Raw genomic sequence first — 14,876 nt, forward strand, 5'->3', positions numbered from 1 at the left:
TGGCTAAAACACTATAAAAATGTAAAGCCTTATAAAGCGGCTTCTAGCTCTGGTAATACATCAAACAAATCGCCAACAAGGCCATAATCCGCTACTTGGAAGATGGGTGCTTCTTCGTCTTTGTTGATTGCTACTATCACTTTAGAGTCTTTCATACCGGCCAAGTGTTGAATGGCCCCAGAAATACCCACAGCAATATATAGGTTAGGTGCAACAATTTTACCTGTTTGCCCAACTTGCATATCATTTGGTACAAAGCCTGCATCAACTGCGGCACGTGATGCCCCCATAGCTGCTCCCAACTTATCAGCTATGCCGTCTAGTAATTTAAAATTATCACCGTTTTGCATACCGCGACCACCAGAGATGATCACATCGGCTGCTGTTAGTTCTGGTCGTTCTGATTCTGTTAGCTCAGCTGAAACAAAAGATGATTTATCTAATGCTTTAGCCACTGCACAGGCTTCTACCGCTGCAGAATTACCTTCAGAAACCGCATCAAAAGCGGCGGTTCTAACGGTGACCACTTTAATCGTATCGCTAGATTGTACCGTGGCAATAGCGTTACCTGCGTAGATTGGGCGCTGGAAAGTATCAGCACCTTCTACCTTGATGATGTCAGATATTTGAGCAACATCTAGTAAGGCAGCAACCCGTGGCATAAAGTTTTTGCCTGTTGTCGTAGCCGCAGCCAGTACATGGCTTGCATCTTTACCTAGTTCGGCCACGAGATCGGCAATATTTTCAGCCATTTGGTGGGCATAATCGGCGCTGTCGGCTAATAAAACCTTAGTCACACCGTCTAATTTAGCGGCTTGTGCGGCAACAGCTTCACAACCTGAGCCAGCAACTAATAAATGGATATCTCCACCTATTTGCGATGCAGCGTGCATTAGTTTGTGGGTTTCTGTTTTTAGCTGTTCGTTGTCATGTTCTGCGTATACTAAAATAGCCATTAGATCACCTTCGCTTCATTTTTTAACTTGTCGACCAATTCCGCGACGTCTGCCACTATCACGCCACCTGAGCGTTGTGCTGGCGGCTCTACTTTAAGCACTTTTACATTTGACGTTAATTCAACACCAAAGTCTGCTGCAGACTTAACATCAAGAGGTTTGCGTTTCGCCTTCATAATATTTGGTAAGGAGGCATAGCGAGGTTCATTTAAACGTAAATCAGTTGTCACTACCGCTGGTAATGCCAGCTCAACAGTCTGTAAACCGCCGTCAATTTCACGGGTCACTTTTACTTTACCCGCATCCACTACTACTTCTGATGCAAAAGTACCTTGTGGCATACCAGTTAGTGCCGCTAACATTTGCCCTGTTTGGTTATTGTCTGAATCGATAGACTGTTTGCCTAAAATAACTAAATCAGGTGTTTCTTCTTCAACCACTTTCTTTAAAAGCTTAGCAATTTGTAAAGAATCAAGACTTTGGTCAGTATCAATTTGAATACCGCGATCAGCACCTAGTGCCAATGACGTACGAATTTGTTCTTGGCAGCTTTTATCGCCAATAGAAACCACAACTATCTCAGTGGCAACACCTTTTTCTTTTAAGCGAACCGCTTCTTCTACTGCAATTTCACAAAAAGGGTTAATTGACATTTTAGCGTTGGTTAAATCCACCGCGCTGTTGTCTGGTTTTACCCTGACTTTTACATTGTAATCAATGGCACGTTTTACCGGCACAAGTATTTTCATATTCACCTCTATTAAACAGGTATCAAGTTATTAAACTGAGTTAACAAGTTACACAAATTTGGATGGCGACAATTTACTTTGTGTTGACGTATACGTCAACTAAGAAGTCAATTTGCCGAGAGTTACTATAACCCGCACTTATAAAGGGTATTATATGCCATAATACCTCGAGTAATTTGAGTATTGGCTAGAATTTTTTCAATCAAAGGGATTGATATAAGTCTTTGTTAAGTATAAACATTTAAGTATTCGTCTATATTGAATGATAAGACAGGGTAGATTTATAATGTTATTGTTAGTAAACCCACAACTAGGGTATTTGATGTAAAAATAGCCAGCGCATGACTAAAATTTGCTTATGAATAAGGCTCACAAACATTTTTTTTGTGAATAATTAAATACATTTTTATGAATAGTTTAAACAAATAAGAGGACAAACAAGTGGAACGAGAATCGATGGAGTTTGATGTAGTTATAGTCGGTGCTGGCCCTGCTGGTCTGTCAACTGCGTGCCGGTTGATGCAAATAGCTCAGGAAAAAGACCAAGAATTAATGGTTTGCGTGGTCGAAAAAGGCTCTGAGGTGGGTGCCCATATTTTATCTGGTGCCGTATTCGAAACCCGTGCTTTGGACGAGTTGTTCCCCGACTGGAAAGAAAAAGGCGCGCCTCTAAACACCCCAGTAACAGGCGACGATATTTACTGGCTTAATAACGAGAAAAAAGGCACTAAGATCCCAAGCTTTATGACACCTAAAACCATGCATAATGATGGCAACTATGTGGTGAGTATGGGTAATCTATGTCGTTGGTTGGCCGAACAAGCCGAAGCACTTGGCGTAGAAATATTTCCTGGATTTGCTGCTTCAGAGGTTTTGTATAATGAAGACGGCAGTGTCGGTGGCGTGATCACCGGCGATATGGGTCTGGATGAACAAGGCCAACCCAAAGACTCCTTTATGCCGGGTATGGAACTCAAAGCTAAATACACTGTGTTTGCTGAAGGTTGTCGTGGACACTTAGGAAAGCAATTAATAGAGAAATTTGAGTTAGATAAAGATCAATCACCACAACATTACGGTATTGGTTTTAAAGAGATTTGGGATATCGACCCTGCCAAACACCAAGAAGGTTTAGTGGTTCATACAGCGGGTTGGCCTATCACAGATGCTACAGGTGGCTCTTATCTTTACCATGCAGAGAACAACCAAGTTTTAGTGGGTTTAATAATCGATCTTAACTACAGCAATACTCATTTAAGTCCTTTTGATGAATTCCAACGCCTAAAACATCACCCTGTTTTCAAGCAGTATCTTGAAGGTGGTAAACGCGTTTCTTATGGTGCCCGAGCCATAGCCAAAGGTGGTTTTAATTCTTTGCCTAAGATGACCTTCCCTGGGGGCCTATTAGTAGGTTGTGATGCGGGTACCTTAAACTTTGCGAAAATTAAAGGTAACCACACCGCTATGAAGTCTGGGCTATTAGCTGCAGAAACGTTGATGGAAGTGTTAAGCCAAGACGATGCTGCGCCTTCCCAAGAACTCGCAAGTTACACCCAGAAATTTAAAGACTCTTGGTTGTATGATGAGTTATTCAGATCTCGCAACTTTGGCCCTGCCCTGCATAAATTTGGCACCTTTATGGGCGGTGCGTACAACACCCTAGAGCAAAATTGGTTTAACGGTAATTTGCCTTTTAACTTCAAAGATGACAAAGCCGATCATGAGCAACTTAAACAAGCCAAAGATTGTGTCAAAATTGATTACCCTAAGCCCGATGGCGTACTAAGTTTTGATAAGTTGTCTTCAGTGTTTTTATCCAATACCAATCATGAAGAAGAACAGCCCTGCCACTTGAAACTAAAAGACAGCGCTATTCCTATTACAGTGAATTTGGCCCATTATGATGAACCAGCTCAGCGATACTGCCCTGCTGGGGTCTATGAAATTATAGAATCCGAAGCAGGCGAAAAGCAGTTACAGATCAATGGCCAAAACTGCGTACATTGCAAAACCTGCGATATTAAAGATCCGACTCAAAACATAACTTGGGTGGTGCCAGAAGGTGCCGGTGGACCTAACTACCCAAATATGTAGAAACTAAGGGGCATATGCCCCTTTTTTTATCTTAGAACACACTTATTACTTTTCATTTAATAATGAGGCCTTGCTGCAATGAGCGATATTCATTACCAGATACATTCAAACTCGCCAGATAAACCTTGGATTATGTTAATTCACGGTTTATTCGGCAGTATGGATAATCTAACTGCACTTCGCAGGCAGTTAACTGAGTCTTATCAAATATTGACAGTAGATTTACCAGATCATGGAAAATCAGCCCATACCACTAGCATCAGTTTTAATCGCTATTGTGAGTTACTGTTTAAACTTGTAGAAAGTTTAGGCATTCAATCAATTAATCTCATTGGACATTCGTTGGGCGGTAAAGTCGCCATGCAATTTTCCCTTAATCACCCAAATAAAGTGAACCATTTAGTGGTTTTAGATATTGCGCCTGTTGCTTATGCGCCAAGGCACAATAATGTTTTTAAGGGCCTCAACAATGTGAAGCTAGGTACAATTGCGAGCCGCAAGGAAGCAGATACAGCGCTTTCTGAATATGTGACTGAAACCTCTACTCGGCAATTTTTACTAAAAAGTTTATACAACGAAAATGATAGCTGGCAGTGGCGTTTTAACTTGGCTTTATTAGAGCAGGATTATCCTAATATTTCTGCGGCTATTACATCTTCCCAAGCATTTGGAGGTAAAACCTTATTTATTAAGGGAGAGCATTCCGATTACCTTTTGCCAGAGCACAAAAGCGCTGTTATGGAGTTATTTCCCAACAGCAAATCTAAAATGATCAGTGGCACAGGTCATTGGCTACATGCAGAAAAGCCGGAGCTTTGTAGTAAGTTAATCAGGGCTTTTTTAGCTAAATAACCCGATGTGATGACCTAGGGCAATTTTTTTAGTCGATACACTATGCTACTATGCGCCAGTTTTTTATAGGAGTTGACCGCAGTAGATGTTAAGTGATCATTATGAGCAAATCGAAGCCATAGGGTTAAACCTTGCGATTGTTGGCTTATTTTTATTGATGGCCTATGTTGTCCATGATGTACTTAAAAAAAACAATGTGCCACTTATTGGTAAAGTTGTGGTGTATTTTGTACTGTTTTTGGGGGCAGCGGGCTTTATATTTAAAGGCATAATGCAACTGTTTATTTAAGACTGATAGCGTCTTGAATGTTGCTTTAGTCAAACCAGTTTGAATTTATATTTTAGTTGAGGAAAGAACAAAAATGGCAAGTGTGGGGTTATTTTTCGGCAGTGACACTGGCAATACAGAACATATTGCAAAGATGATCCAAAAAGAATTAGGCAAAAACTTAATAGATGTTAAAGACATTGCTAAGAGCAGCAAAGAGGATATTGCTGAATTTGATCTATTACTTTTTGGTATTCCTACTTGGTATTACGGCGAAGCACAGTGTGATTGGGATGATTTTTTTCCTGAACTTGAACAAATAGATTTTGAAGATAAATTAGTGGCCATTTTTGGCTGTGGTGATCAGGAAGACTACGCCGAATATTTCTTAGATGCCATGGGCATGGTCAGAGATATTGTCGAAGCTAAAGGTGCAATTTTGGTAGGTCAATGGTCTACACAAGGTTATGACTTTGAAGCATCGAAGGGCATGGCTGATGAAGACCATTTTGTAGGTTTAGGTATTGATGAAGATAGACAACCCGAACTCACCGAAGAACGGGTAAAGTCATGGTGTAAACAAATTCACGAAGAACTGTGTTTAGCCGAATTAGCATAATAATTGAAAAGGAGTTTGACTCCTTTTTTTTAAATTTGAAGCTGTAAAAAGTTAAATAGCTTTTAAATAAATTAGGCTCCCCTATAATGGCCTCAAACCTATAGTTATATGCAAGATAATGGATCAAAATAAAGAATTAAAAAAAGCAGGTCTTAAAGTCACGCTTCCACGCTTGAAAATTTTGGAAATATTACAGCTACCTGAAAACCAACATATCAGTGCAGAAGAAGTCTATAAAATTCTCATTGAACATGACGAAGATATAGGCTTGGCCACAGTATACCGTGTACTTAATCAATTTGACGATGCAGGTATTTTAAACCGCCATCACTTTGAAGGCGGCAAATCCGTGTTCGAAATCAGCCACAAGAAACATCACGACCATCTAGTGTGTTTAAAATGTGGCAAAGTAATTGAATTTGAAGACGAAGTGATCGAAAAACGACAAGAAGAAGTCGCCGAACGTCATAATATGACCCTTACCCATCACAGTTTATATTTATATGGAGAATGTAAAGTAGACTGCGACGAAGACTAAATATGGTTTTGTAAATGACAAAGAAACGCCCCAATTAATGGGGTGTTTTTTTATCACAAAGATAATAGCTTTAAAGCAAACTAGGCCAAAGCAAAGCAAATATAGCACCGGCAACCGCCGCATAAATCAAGGCATCGAGCAAATAACGCAGGCAATTGGCCCAAGGCTGCCCCATCCAAATACTAATGGGAATTTGCGCCCAACCATAAGTTAAAAAACCAGCAACAAAAACCTGTCTGAAAACCATAATATGATCGGCACTTTGGACAATCGAAATACTGGCCAAATACCCAATCAAAAACGACCCTGTGATAAAAAACACTATCTGCTGAGAGAGTAGTTTACCCATATTTGGCATCCCATTGGGCATGATAGTCACCATAGCAACGGGGCCTTCAGTGAACTTTTTTTGCATTGCCTCTTCTGCCATAGCCTGCATATCACTGCAGTAAGGCAAGGTATAAAGTCCGGGGGAAGGAGATGTTTCGGCCAAAGCAATAGAAACGCCCTGTTCGTTACTTAACCCTTTATAATCGGCGTTATGATACTTAAAAAGCATATGAATAAATGCACTGGCGACCCAAGATAGTAAGCCAGTAACTAGGATGGCTAACCATAAATCAGACACTGAAACAGACATACTTGACTCCTAAGAGCAATGTTAAGGTGAAGACTTGTAAAACCATAGTCCACTCACTTCATCTATTCAAATAATGGCAGTTTGTTTACGTTGTACAGCAAAGCAGAATAAAGACTATCTTTGTTTGACTGTATATTAATCACTCATTTTGCTGCTTCATTGCCGCAAGAAAGCCCGTTACCAACATAAATTGCGCTCCATAATAAGTACTCATTATCCAATAAGCTTCAAAAGGAATAGGCATAATAAATTTATTAACGGCGATAAAGGAATCCGAGATAATAAATAATATTGCCCCCAGTACGGACCAACGTATCGGTAATGACGATTGCGTCGCCAATAACCCCATAGCGCCAATAGCGCACAAATACGCCATCACGGGAATCTTTAAGTCTCCAAGGCTAGGGATAAGTAACCACGCCATTGTCACCATGCCGCCAATTAACAACACACTCAAAGGCCAGCGATGTGCAATGCCTGTCCAATAAGACTTAAACATAAAGGCATAACTCAGTTGCGCTAACAGAAACGCGCCCACACCATAGATAAATATGTCAAAAGCTAACAGCAGATCGCCACAGGCACTAAACATCAACGCCAATAGCAAAATAGAGCGAGTCGAGCTGGGTTTTGTGGTTAACACCCCTGCCCCCAATATCAAGATTGGGATAACTTTTAATAGCCACAAAAAATCCACTGCAAAACCTAGACCGAGCATATAAAAAATAACGAAAATGAAGAATGCAACACAGATACTTTTAGACATAACGACTCACTGTTAACCTTTATTATGAGGTTTTATATTTATTACCCATTGTTAAAAGAGTATCAAGAAAATGACCGACCTTGCCCAATAAATATCACTTTACAAGGAAAATAAGTTTCCATGATTTTTAGTTAGACTATGGCCGCGTTATAGTGCGTCATCATTACTAAAACAATCAATTAATAAGGTTTTTATATGAATTTTGCAGAATTCGCTGCGTCCAGAAAAAGTGTGCGAGGTTTCAAAGATAAAGCCGTCTCTAAAGAAGTGGTCGATGCGGTGATAAATGCTGCAAAATGGGCGCCGTCTTCTTACAATACGCAAACTTGGCGCGTCCACGCGGTAACAGGCGATGTGTTAGATAAAATCCGTGAAGGTAATACTAAAAATACCCTAGCTGGCAAGCCACATGTGCGTGATTTTCCCTATAAAGAAGATTACCAAGGGGTTAATCGCCAGCGCCAAATTGATGTGGCTATTCAGCTTTTTGAAGTCATGGGAATAGGTAGAGAAGACAAAGAAAAACGTATGGAATGGATGATGCGTGGTTTTCGCCAGTTTGATGCACCGGTATCTTTAGTTTTGACTTATGACAAATCCTTAGAGCCCGCAGGCATCACCCAGTTTGGTTTAGGCTCATTGGCTTATGGAATTGTACTTGCTGCATGGGATCTAGGTTTAGGCTGCGTGATCAACGGCCAAGGTATTATGCAATCTGATGTGGTACATGAGCATGCACAAATCCCAGATAATGAAGCCATTATGATTTGCATCGCTATGGGTTACCCCGATGATAAATTTGCCGCCAACGATGTACGCTCTGTTCGCGCCGATAATGAAGAATTTGTAAGCTATCACGGTTTTTAACAAACCGTGAATATGGAAATAAATCAGCTTTGAATAACGAGTTTGCATTTCAATATTGTCTGCCATCCAGTTTGTGGATATTATGAAAATCACTAAAAAGGAAATTTTTAGCTTAATCTATAAATGATTGTAATGAATCCCCTTAAACTCAATAGGGTTCATTGTGGATTTATCGATATTTTATATAGGAATATGTTGAGTACATGACTAACTATGCAATCAAATTATGTTTCGTTATTAGCCTATTTTTGTCATGTCTAATTAAAGTCTTAGGAGCGGAGCCTATCCCTCTTATATTCACTGTAAACTCGCCAGGTTCTATCCCATATTTATACTTTGACTATTCTGAGCAAACTTACAAAGGGTTGATACCAGACTTTTTCGCTGATTTGGAGCAGCGAAAAATATTCAAAATTGCATATATTGATTCTAATCAATTGCGTAGTGAACAATCTGTAATTGCAGGAAAAGCTGACTTATACCTCGCGAATCCAAAGTGGTTAAAACACCCCGAAAAAGTCATCGCCAGTAAACCTATTATTCAGCATATGACTTTCTTGTATAGCCTTACTCCCTTTGACGCCAACTTTTCGCCAGCGGCTCTTGATAATAAAAAGGTATGTACGCAACACGCATATATTTATACCGGTCTTCAGCAATCATTTGAAACCAAAAAATTACAACGATTAGATTCAAGTTATCAAAGGGCTGTAGCCTCGATGTTAATAAAAGGTCGTTGTGACTATGCCATTTTAAACAACTACAACGCCATTAGCATTTTTGAAGAAACTGAGTTTTGTCATATGCCGATATACCAATCCCCACAACCGACAAGTAATATTGATTTAACAATTTTAATGCGACCTGAATTGCATGAAATTAAGGCAATCATTGATAATCATCTTGACGTTTTCATAGACAATGGCAAAGCAAATAAATCACTATTGTTTCACTCACCGAAACCTAGGTTTCCTAAACCCATTACTTGTAAGTCAACATTTTCTTAAGGCAAGAGTGCGACTTTAACAACTGAGAACCATTTAATACTCTATAGGCTGTTTTATTAATGCCATAGTGCGTGAGCCTTAAGTTCAATAAGTTGAATTATTGTTATTCAACACCGCCGTATTCGTCGATAGTAAAACCTCGTTGCAACGCATAATCTTGGGGCGTTAATCCCATGTGTTTTTTTAAATAGCGAATTAAGTGAGGTTGATCACTAAAGCCAAATTGATAGGCAATATCAACCCAGTCAATCTCGCTTTGTTGTCGCTGATAAAGAAATTCCAAAATCGATTCTAGCCTTTGCATTGATTGGCATTGTTTAAGGGTTAGACCTGTTACCTTCAAAAAGCTGCGCTCTAAGGTGCGTTGTGAACAAAATAGACCACTTGCTAAGTCACTAATTGAAGTGCTAGTAGCCAGCAGTGGCAGTATTTGCCTCGTCAATTGACTGTGCTTATCCTCAATAGCGTTTGAAAACCAATAAACACATAAGGTATCCAGCATTTTACAGCAGTTATCTGGTGCATTGCGTGCCATAACAATGAGCTCGCTGCTACTGAGGTGAGTGCCGTCTTCGATAATCGTCTCGTCACCACTGCTGCCATAAACTTTATCGATTAATGTTTGGGAGGCTTGACCTTGTAATGCCGTCAGATTTATCAGGGAATATGGCGCACCTGCATGGAATTTGATTCCGATACAGGCGAATGCTTTAGAATGATCCAATTGGTAGGTTTTGCTATAAGGATGTAGCCAATGGTTGCCAACTACTTGAGAAACACCCTTGTCATTTTTATATTGAAAACTTTGTGTTGGAATAGCTAGTATCAAATGAGTTGACGGATCAGGATTAAGCTTAGGGTAATCAGTACCTTCAGCATTGGCTGATTTTTCTAGAAACCAATAACAGTCAATGTATTTGGAAATATCAGGTTTATCTGGCTTTTTTAACCAACGGATCATCACGCACCTTGAATGTATTTTTAACGCTCGGTTTTGCTTATTTTATGCTTGATTAAACTCATATTGTATTATCCGATGATCAGCGATAAACCCAGCGTGAGCAATGGCTTTTTGAGCAGCTACATTAGTACTTTCAGTGGAACACATAGGTGTTAATCCCTGCTTGAACGCTTGTATTGCAAGGTAGCCTAGTACTTTTTTGGCGATACCTTGTCCGCGTACTGATTGAGCAACAATCATACCTAATTCGGCATATTCGGTTTGGTATTGATCGAATAATCGACACTCTCCTGCTGCTAACAACTGGCCCTGATGCCAATATCCGAAGAGTTCGTTACGTTCAATTAAATTACCATAGTATTGCGTTAGCCACTGTTCAGGCGCACCAATATTGGCGACTGAAAAGGCAACAAAGTCTGCTAATTGTTCAGTGTGAGTGAGCTGCATGTCAATGAGATCACTCGCATCTTCAGGCATATCTGCATAGTGCTGATACATCAGGGCGTTGACTTTATATGTCGCTGAGTTGTCTAAACATAACGCTTGATATTGAGGCTCTGCGGTACTCACAAACGCACCTTTAACCTCGTCTATTACTGAACTGTTGTTTTGTGCAATTAAGGTAAATAATTCACGGGAATGTGCGTGTAAGTGTGGTTCCAAGTAAAATTGCAATATGTAACCCTCATCATTAACACAACAAAATCCAACTATGGTTTGCTCAACGTAAAAGCCAAAGTGTTTCGCCATAGGCACAAAACCAAAGTGCCACATGCCGTCGAGTGGCGCTATCGCTTTTTCAAAGTATGCTCTTTTTTGATTGGTTAACTCGCTTAGTGAATCAATAGTAGCAATTTTAATCATGGTTCAATGCCTTCTGGAAAGAAATTTAAATGAACTTTATCTTAGGTTCTATATACCTAGAAAGATTGTAAAAAAGCGACATTTAAGACAGGAGCTATCGTTGTTTATTAAACTGGGTAATTCTAACTATTTAACACCAATCTTGTGATTTTTTAATGTCACTGATTTTGGCTTCAATCCATTTATCTCCTTGATCTGTGGTTTCTTTTTTCCAAAATGGCGCTTGGGTTTTCAAAAAGTCCATAATAAATTCATTGGCTTGATAAGCCGCTTGGCGGTGTTGACTGGTGACGCCAACAAACACAATTTGATCAGATACATCAAGCTGCCCTACCCTGTGAATAACCGACACACTGCCTAGTGGCCATTTTGAACGGGCTTGTTCGACTATATTGTTGAGCACTTTTTCGGTCATGGCGGGGTAATGCTCTAAAAACAAGCCACTTACAGACTTTTGAAGATTGCTATCTCGCACTAAGCCTACAAAAGTGACTATGGCACCATCACTGTTGCTACTGTCTCGTAGTTTTTTATATTCAGCGGCAAAATCAAAATCCTGCGTTTGCACATTGATATGGGTGAAGTGAGGCATGTGCTCTTTAACCGCCCGTTACTGGCGGAAAAAATGCAATTTCGTCACCCGCTTTTAATGGCGCCGTTTCCTTGCTTATTTCTTGATTAACCGCCACTAAGGCTTTGCCATAAGCCATGTATTCTTGCCACAACTCACCTTTTAGCTGCAAAGTCTCTCGCAACATGGCTACGGTCTCTATTGCAGAAGCGCCTTTAACTAACTCAATCTTCAATTCATCGGTTTTAAGTACATCTTTTAGTTGCCCAAAAAACAATATTTTTAACATGTCCAATCACCACTTTTTCCGCCTTGTTTACTTAATACTTTAATATCACTAATTTGCATATGGGGGTCCACTGCTTTACACATATCAAAAAGCGTTAATGCGGCCACGCTTACGGCTGTTAGTGCTTCCATTTCCACCCCAGTTTGACCTGCGAGCTTACACATAGCTTGAATATGTACTTTGTTTTCGGCATCTAAGATTTTAAAGTCAATGTGCACTTTTGACAACATTAACGGATGACATAAAGGGATCAAATCGCTGCACTTTTTGGCCCCCTGAATACCTGCAATACGAGCAATTGACAACACATCCCCTTTGGCATGACTGTTTTCTTTTAACATCGAAAATGCCTGAGATGACATAGTAATATATCCCTCAGCAACCGCCTGTCTTTGAGTGATTTTTTTATCTGTGACATCCACCATATTGGCTGTGCCATGTTCATTCACATGGGTTAATACCGCATTTTTTTTATTCATATCCTAGATTACCTTCTACTGGTACATTGGCTGATGTCTTTTAGATGCACCGCAAAGTTACAGGGTTTATGGCTGGCATCTAGCTGTTGTTGCAATATGCCATTCCAGGCTGTTTTGCAGGCGCCCGTTGAGCCCGGCATACAAAAAATAGCGGTACCATTTGCCATGCCACCTAATGCTCGGGATTGCACTGTGGAGGTGCCGATTTCGAGAAAAGAGATATGTCTAAATAATTCGCCAAAGCCTTCTATTTCTTTTTCAAATAAAGGTGTCATGGCCTCGGGAGTGGTATCTCGTGCTGTAAAACCTGTACCTCCTGTTATTAACACCACTTGAACGTCATCAGAGGCTATCCAGTTAGACACCACTGCTCGTATTTGAAACTTGTCGTCTATAACAATTTTTTTGTCGACAACACTATGGGCGTCAGCCATGGCGGCTTGTTGTAGATATTGCCCAGAGGTGTCGTTATCTTCACTGCGAGTATCCGACACGGTTAACACGGCAATATTAAGGGCTTGTTTATGGGCTGCGGTTTTCATTTATGCTCTATACCTTGCTGTTTGATTGTCTAGCACAGTGAGATTGCCACTGGCTAGGCGTATTAATGTTGTTCAAATGACTCATATTTAAAGGAGAAATCTCGCTACCTTGAAGGCCAGCTAGCAGTGCTTTGATAGAGTAATGACTGTTTTTAGCTGGCAATTCAATATTATCTAGTGTGTATTTAAGTTTAGTGTTTAAGTAGGCGGTAACACCTTTGGTAATGGGTAAATACAAAGGTAAATAATATTTTTCAAATGCACATATATTGCCGTGTTTCCTGCCTTGCTCTAATAAGTGACCAAAATCCTCTGTGCTTAAGTCAGGCATATCAACGGCAGCTATCAGTAACTCAGTAATAGGCAAGCCACGCTGTTTAATATGAGCTATCACCCCATGTATACCCGACAAAGGACCACAATGAGGAATAACATCAGCGATACCTTTGGGATGAGTAGAGCCGCTCACAAATACCTGATGATTACAAATGTTAGCAAGGCGCTTTTGACTATGTTGAAGCAGGGTTTCTTGGCTGTGTGGCAAAGTTAACAAACTTTTATCTGTACCCATCCTGCTTGACCTGCCTCCTGCTAATATTAACCCTGCCAACATTTTAGTTAGCCTCCTAGCATAGCCAAGTGTTTGGTGGCTCCGGTAAAACCATCTTGCAGCCAATGGGTGGCTTCTTTATCGCCAAGTAAATCAACTAACTTAGCTTGTAATTCGCCGCTATCAGCTGATTGTAATGCGGGCCTAATATCTAGACCTTGGTCGGCAAACAAACATAGATGTAGCTTACCCGTTGCTGAAATTCGGAGTCGATTGCAGCTGGCACAAAAATCTTTGCTGTAGGGCATGATCAAGCCAATTTTGCCTTGGTAATCTGGATGGAAAAATTCTTGTGCGGGCCCAGCTGCTTTATCGCGAATAAGTTGTCCCCAGCCTGCGTCTAATAATTGCTGTTTAATGGGTGCACCAGATACATGATTTTTTTCAAAAAAGGTGACGTTATCACCAGTCTGCATCAGCTCAATTAATCGCAATGTGACTGGCGTCGCTTGCAGCCAAGTTAGAAAGTTCTTCAGTTCTTGCTGGTTGTATTGTTTCATCAACACCGCGTTGATTTTAACTTTTACGCCCAAGGCAATGGCTTTGTCGATACCTCTGAGAATGGTTTCGAGTTTATTGTGGCCGGTAATAGTGGCAAACATGCGGGGATCTAAGCTATCAATACTGATGTTAAGGGAATTTAAGCCCGCATCGACCCATTTTTGAATGTCAGCCTCTAACTTATAGCCATTACTGGTCATGGCCACATGTTTTATGCCCGGAGTAGATGCACAAGCCCTTATAATGTCGGGTAAGTCTTTTCTGAGAGAGGGTTCGCCGCCCGTGATACGCACTTTGCTGGTGCCTAAGGCCGCAAATCCATTTACTAGGGTTTTAATCTCAACTAAGCTCAAAAAATCACGACTGCTATCGCAGGCATAACCATCTGGCAGGCAGTAATTGCATTTAAAATTACATACGTCTGTAATAGACAGCCGCAAATAATGGAAACGGCGTCCAAATTTATCTTCTAACATGTTTATTAACACCTTTCCAAAGTGAAGTAACACAATATTGTGGCACTTGCGGGAGGCAGTTCGATTTCTCTTACTACCCTGGCGAATTGGCAAAACTTGCCATATTCACGGCTAAATTACCTTGTCGTGGATTTAGGTAAAGAAGCTCGGAGTTATCCATAGGTTATTTGTAGTAAAAACAAATAACCTTTAGGTATTTGTACCATAAAATACTAAGTTTGTATTGA

The 14,876-nt window shown here is 40.3% G+C and carries 19 protein-coding genes and 1 riboswitch; of the genes, 7 read left to right on the plus strand and 12 right to left on the minus strand.

Translation table 11 applies throughout. From position 1 onward, the window contains the following. Positions 1–29: 29 nt before the first annotated feature. A complete protein-coding gene (locus Q0688_RS06830; protein WP_299074470.1) occupies positions 30–956 on the minus strand; it encodes an FAD-binding protein in 927 nt (308 codons plus the stop codon). Next, positions 956–1,705, minus strand: a complete 750-nt coding sequence (locus Q0688_RS06835; RefSeq protein WP_299074472.1) for an electron transfer flavoprotein subunit beta/FixA family protein — start codon at positions 1,703–1,705, stop codon at positions 956–958. Before Q0688_RS06835 ends, Q0688_RS06830 begins: the two co-directional genes overlap by 1 nt. A 456-nt stretch (positions 1,706–2,161) precedes the next feature. On the opposite strand from Q0688_RS06835, the gene Q0688_RS06840 reads away from it, so the two are divergent. The 5 genes from Q0688_RS06840 to fur all read left to right on the plus strand — a co-directional run bounded on the left by Q0688_RS06840 (position 2,162) and on the right by fur (position 6,076). After that, positions 2,162–3,799 carry an electron transfer flavoprotein-ubiquinone oxidoreductase gene (locus Q0688_RS06840; RefSeq protein ID WP_299074655.1) on the plus strand — a complete coding sequence of 546 codons (1,638 nt, stop codon included), beginning with the start codon at positions 2,162–2,164 and terminating at the stop codon, positions 3,797–3,799. A gap of 78 nt (positions 3,800–3,877) precedes the next feature. Next, positions 3,878–4,651 carry an alpha/beta fold hydrolase gene (locus Q0688_RS06845; protein ID WP_299074474.1) on the plus strand — a complete coding sequence of 258 codons (774 nt, stop codon included), beginning with the start codon at positions 3,878–3,880 and terminating at the stop codon, positions 4,649–4,651. A gap of 85 nt (positions 4,652–4,736) precedes the next feature. Continuing rightward, complete coding sequence (locus Q0688_RS06850; RefSeq protein WP_299074476.1) at positions 4,737–4,940, plus strand: DUF2788 domain-containing protein; 204 nt, start codon at positions 4,737–4,739, stop codon at positions 4,938–4,940. A gap of 73 nt (positions 4,941–5,013) precedes the next feature. Then, positions 5,014–5,538, plus strand: a complete 525-nt coding sequence (gene fldA / locus Q0688_RS06855) for a flavodoxin FldA (protein WP_299074478.1) — start codon at positions 5,014–5,016, stop codon at positions 5,536–5,538. Between the two features lie 118 nt (positions 5,539–5,656). Next, positions 5,657–6,076 carry a ferric iron uptake transcriptional regulator gene (gene fur, locus Q0688_RS06860; protein WP_299074480.1) on the plus strand — a complete coding sequence of 140 codons (420 nt, stop codon included), beginning with the start codon at positions 5,657–5,659 and terminating at the stop codon, positions 6,074–6,076. Positions 6,077–6,146: 70 nt separating this feature from the next. Here fur and Q0688_RS06865 read toward each other — a convergent pair whose 3' ends face one another. Both Q0688_RS06865 and Q0688_RS06870 read right to left on the minus strand, forming a co-directional pair. Beyond that, positions 6,147–6,716, minus strand: a complete 570-nt coding sequence (locus Q0688_RS06865; protein ID WP_299074482.1) for a hypothetical protein — start codon at positions 6,714–6,716, stop codon at positions 6,147–6,149. Between the two features lie 139 nt (positions 6,717–6,855). Further along, a complete protein-coding gene (locus Q0688_RS06870; protein ID WP_299074484.1) occupies positions 6,856–7,482 on the minus strand; it encodes a lysoplasmalogenase in 627 nt (208 codons plus the stop codon). Positions 7,483–7,677: 195 nt separating this feature from the next. On the opposite strand from Q0688_RS06870, the gene Q0688_RS06875 reads away from it, so the two are divergent. Both Q0688_RS06875 and Q0688_RS06880 read left to right on the plus strand, forming a co-directional pair. Continuing rightward, on the plus strand, positions 7,678–8,349 hold the full coding sequence (locus Q0688_RS06875) for a nitroreductase (RefSeq protein WP_299074486.1): 672 nt from the start codon (positions 7,678–7,680) through the stop codon (positions 8,347–8,349). A 203-nt stretch (positions 8,350–8,552) separates the two neighbouring features. Continuing rightward, positions 8,553–9,356, plus strand: coding sequence for an ABC transporter substrate-binding protein (locus Q0688_RS06880; RefSeq protein ID WP_299074488.1), 804 nt, complete (start codon positions 8,553–8,555; stop codon positions 9,354–9,356). 103 nt (positions 9,357–9,459) lie between these two features. Here the strand turns inward: Q0688_RS06880 and Q0688_RS06885 are convergent, their stop codons facing one another. The 8 genes from Q0688_RS06885 to moaA all read right to left on the minus strand — a co-directional run bounded on the left by Q0688_RS06885 (position 9,460) and on the right by moaA (position 14,649). Continuing rightward, entirely contained in the window at positions 9,460–10,317 is an 858-nt protein-coding gene (locus Q0688_RS06885) for a helix-turn-helix transcriptional regulator (RefSeq protein ID WP_299074490.1), read from the minus strand. A 42-nt stretch (positions 10,318–10,359) separates the two neighbouring features. Further along, complete coding sequence (locus tag Q0688_RS06890; protein ID WP_299074493.1) at positions 10,360–11,181, minus strand: GNAT family N-acetyltransferase; 822 nt, start codon at positions 11,179–11,181, stop codon at positions 10,360–10,362. Positions 11,182–11,311: 130 nt separating this feature from the next. Beyond that, complete coding sequence (gene moaE / locus Q0688_RS06895) at positions 11,312–11,773, minus strand: molybdopterin synthase catalytic subunit MoaE (protein WP_299074495.1); 462 nt, start codon at positions 11,771–11,773, stop codon at positions 11,312–11,314. Between the two features lie 7 nt (positions 11,774–11,780). Further along, complete coding sequence (moaD, locus tag Q0688_RS06900) at positions 11,781–12,041, minus strand: molybdopterin converting factor subunit 1 (RefSeq protein WP_299074497.1); 261 nt, start codon at positions 12,039–12,041, stop codon at positions 11,781–11,783. Further along, positions 12,035–12,520: a cyclic pyranopterin monophosphate synthase MoaC gene (gene moaC, locus Q0688_RS06905; protein ID WP_299074499.1), complete on the minus strand. Its 486-nt coding sequence runs from the start codon at positions 12,518–12,520 to the stop codon at positions 12,035–12,037. The genes moaD and moaC overlap by 7 nt, the downstream gene beginning before the upstream one ends. Positions 12,521–12,528: 8 nt before the next feature. Beyond that, on the minus strand, positions 12,529–13,062 hold the full coding sequence (moaB, locus tag Q0688_RS06910; RefSeq protein WP_299074501.1) for a molybdenum cofactor biosynthesis protein B: 534 nt from the start codon (positions 13,060–13,062) through the stop codon (positions 12,529–12,531). 7 nt (positions 13,063–13,069) lie between these two features. After that, positions 13,070–13,675, minus strand: coding sequence for a molybdenum cofactor guanylyltransferase (locus Q0688_RS06915; RefSeq protein WP_299074503.1), 606 nt, complete (start codon positions 13,673–13,675; stop codon positions 13,070–13,072). Positions 13,676–13,680: 5 nt separating this feature from the next. Then, on the minus strand, positions 13,681–14,649 hold the full coding sequence (gene moaA / locus Q0688_RS06920) for a GTP 3',8-cyclase MoaA (protein ID WP_299074506.1): 969 nt from the start codon (positions 14,647–14,649) through the stop codon (positions 13,681–13,683). Then, positions 14,643–14,813, minus strand: a riboswitch (molybdenum cofactor riboswitch). (Overlaps the previous gene by 7 nt.) Positions 14,814–14,876: the final 63 nt, after the last annotated feature.

Origin of the sequence: uncultured Paraglaciecola sp., from assembly GCF_937123705.1 — a bacterium.
Taxonomy (GTDB): Bacteria; Pseudomonadota; Gammaproteobacteria; order Enterobacterales; family Alteromonadaceae; genus Paraglaciecola.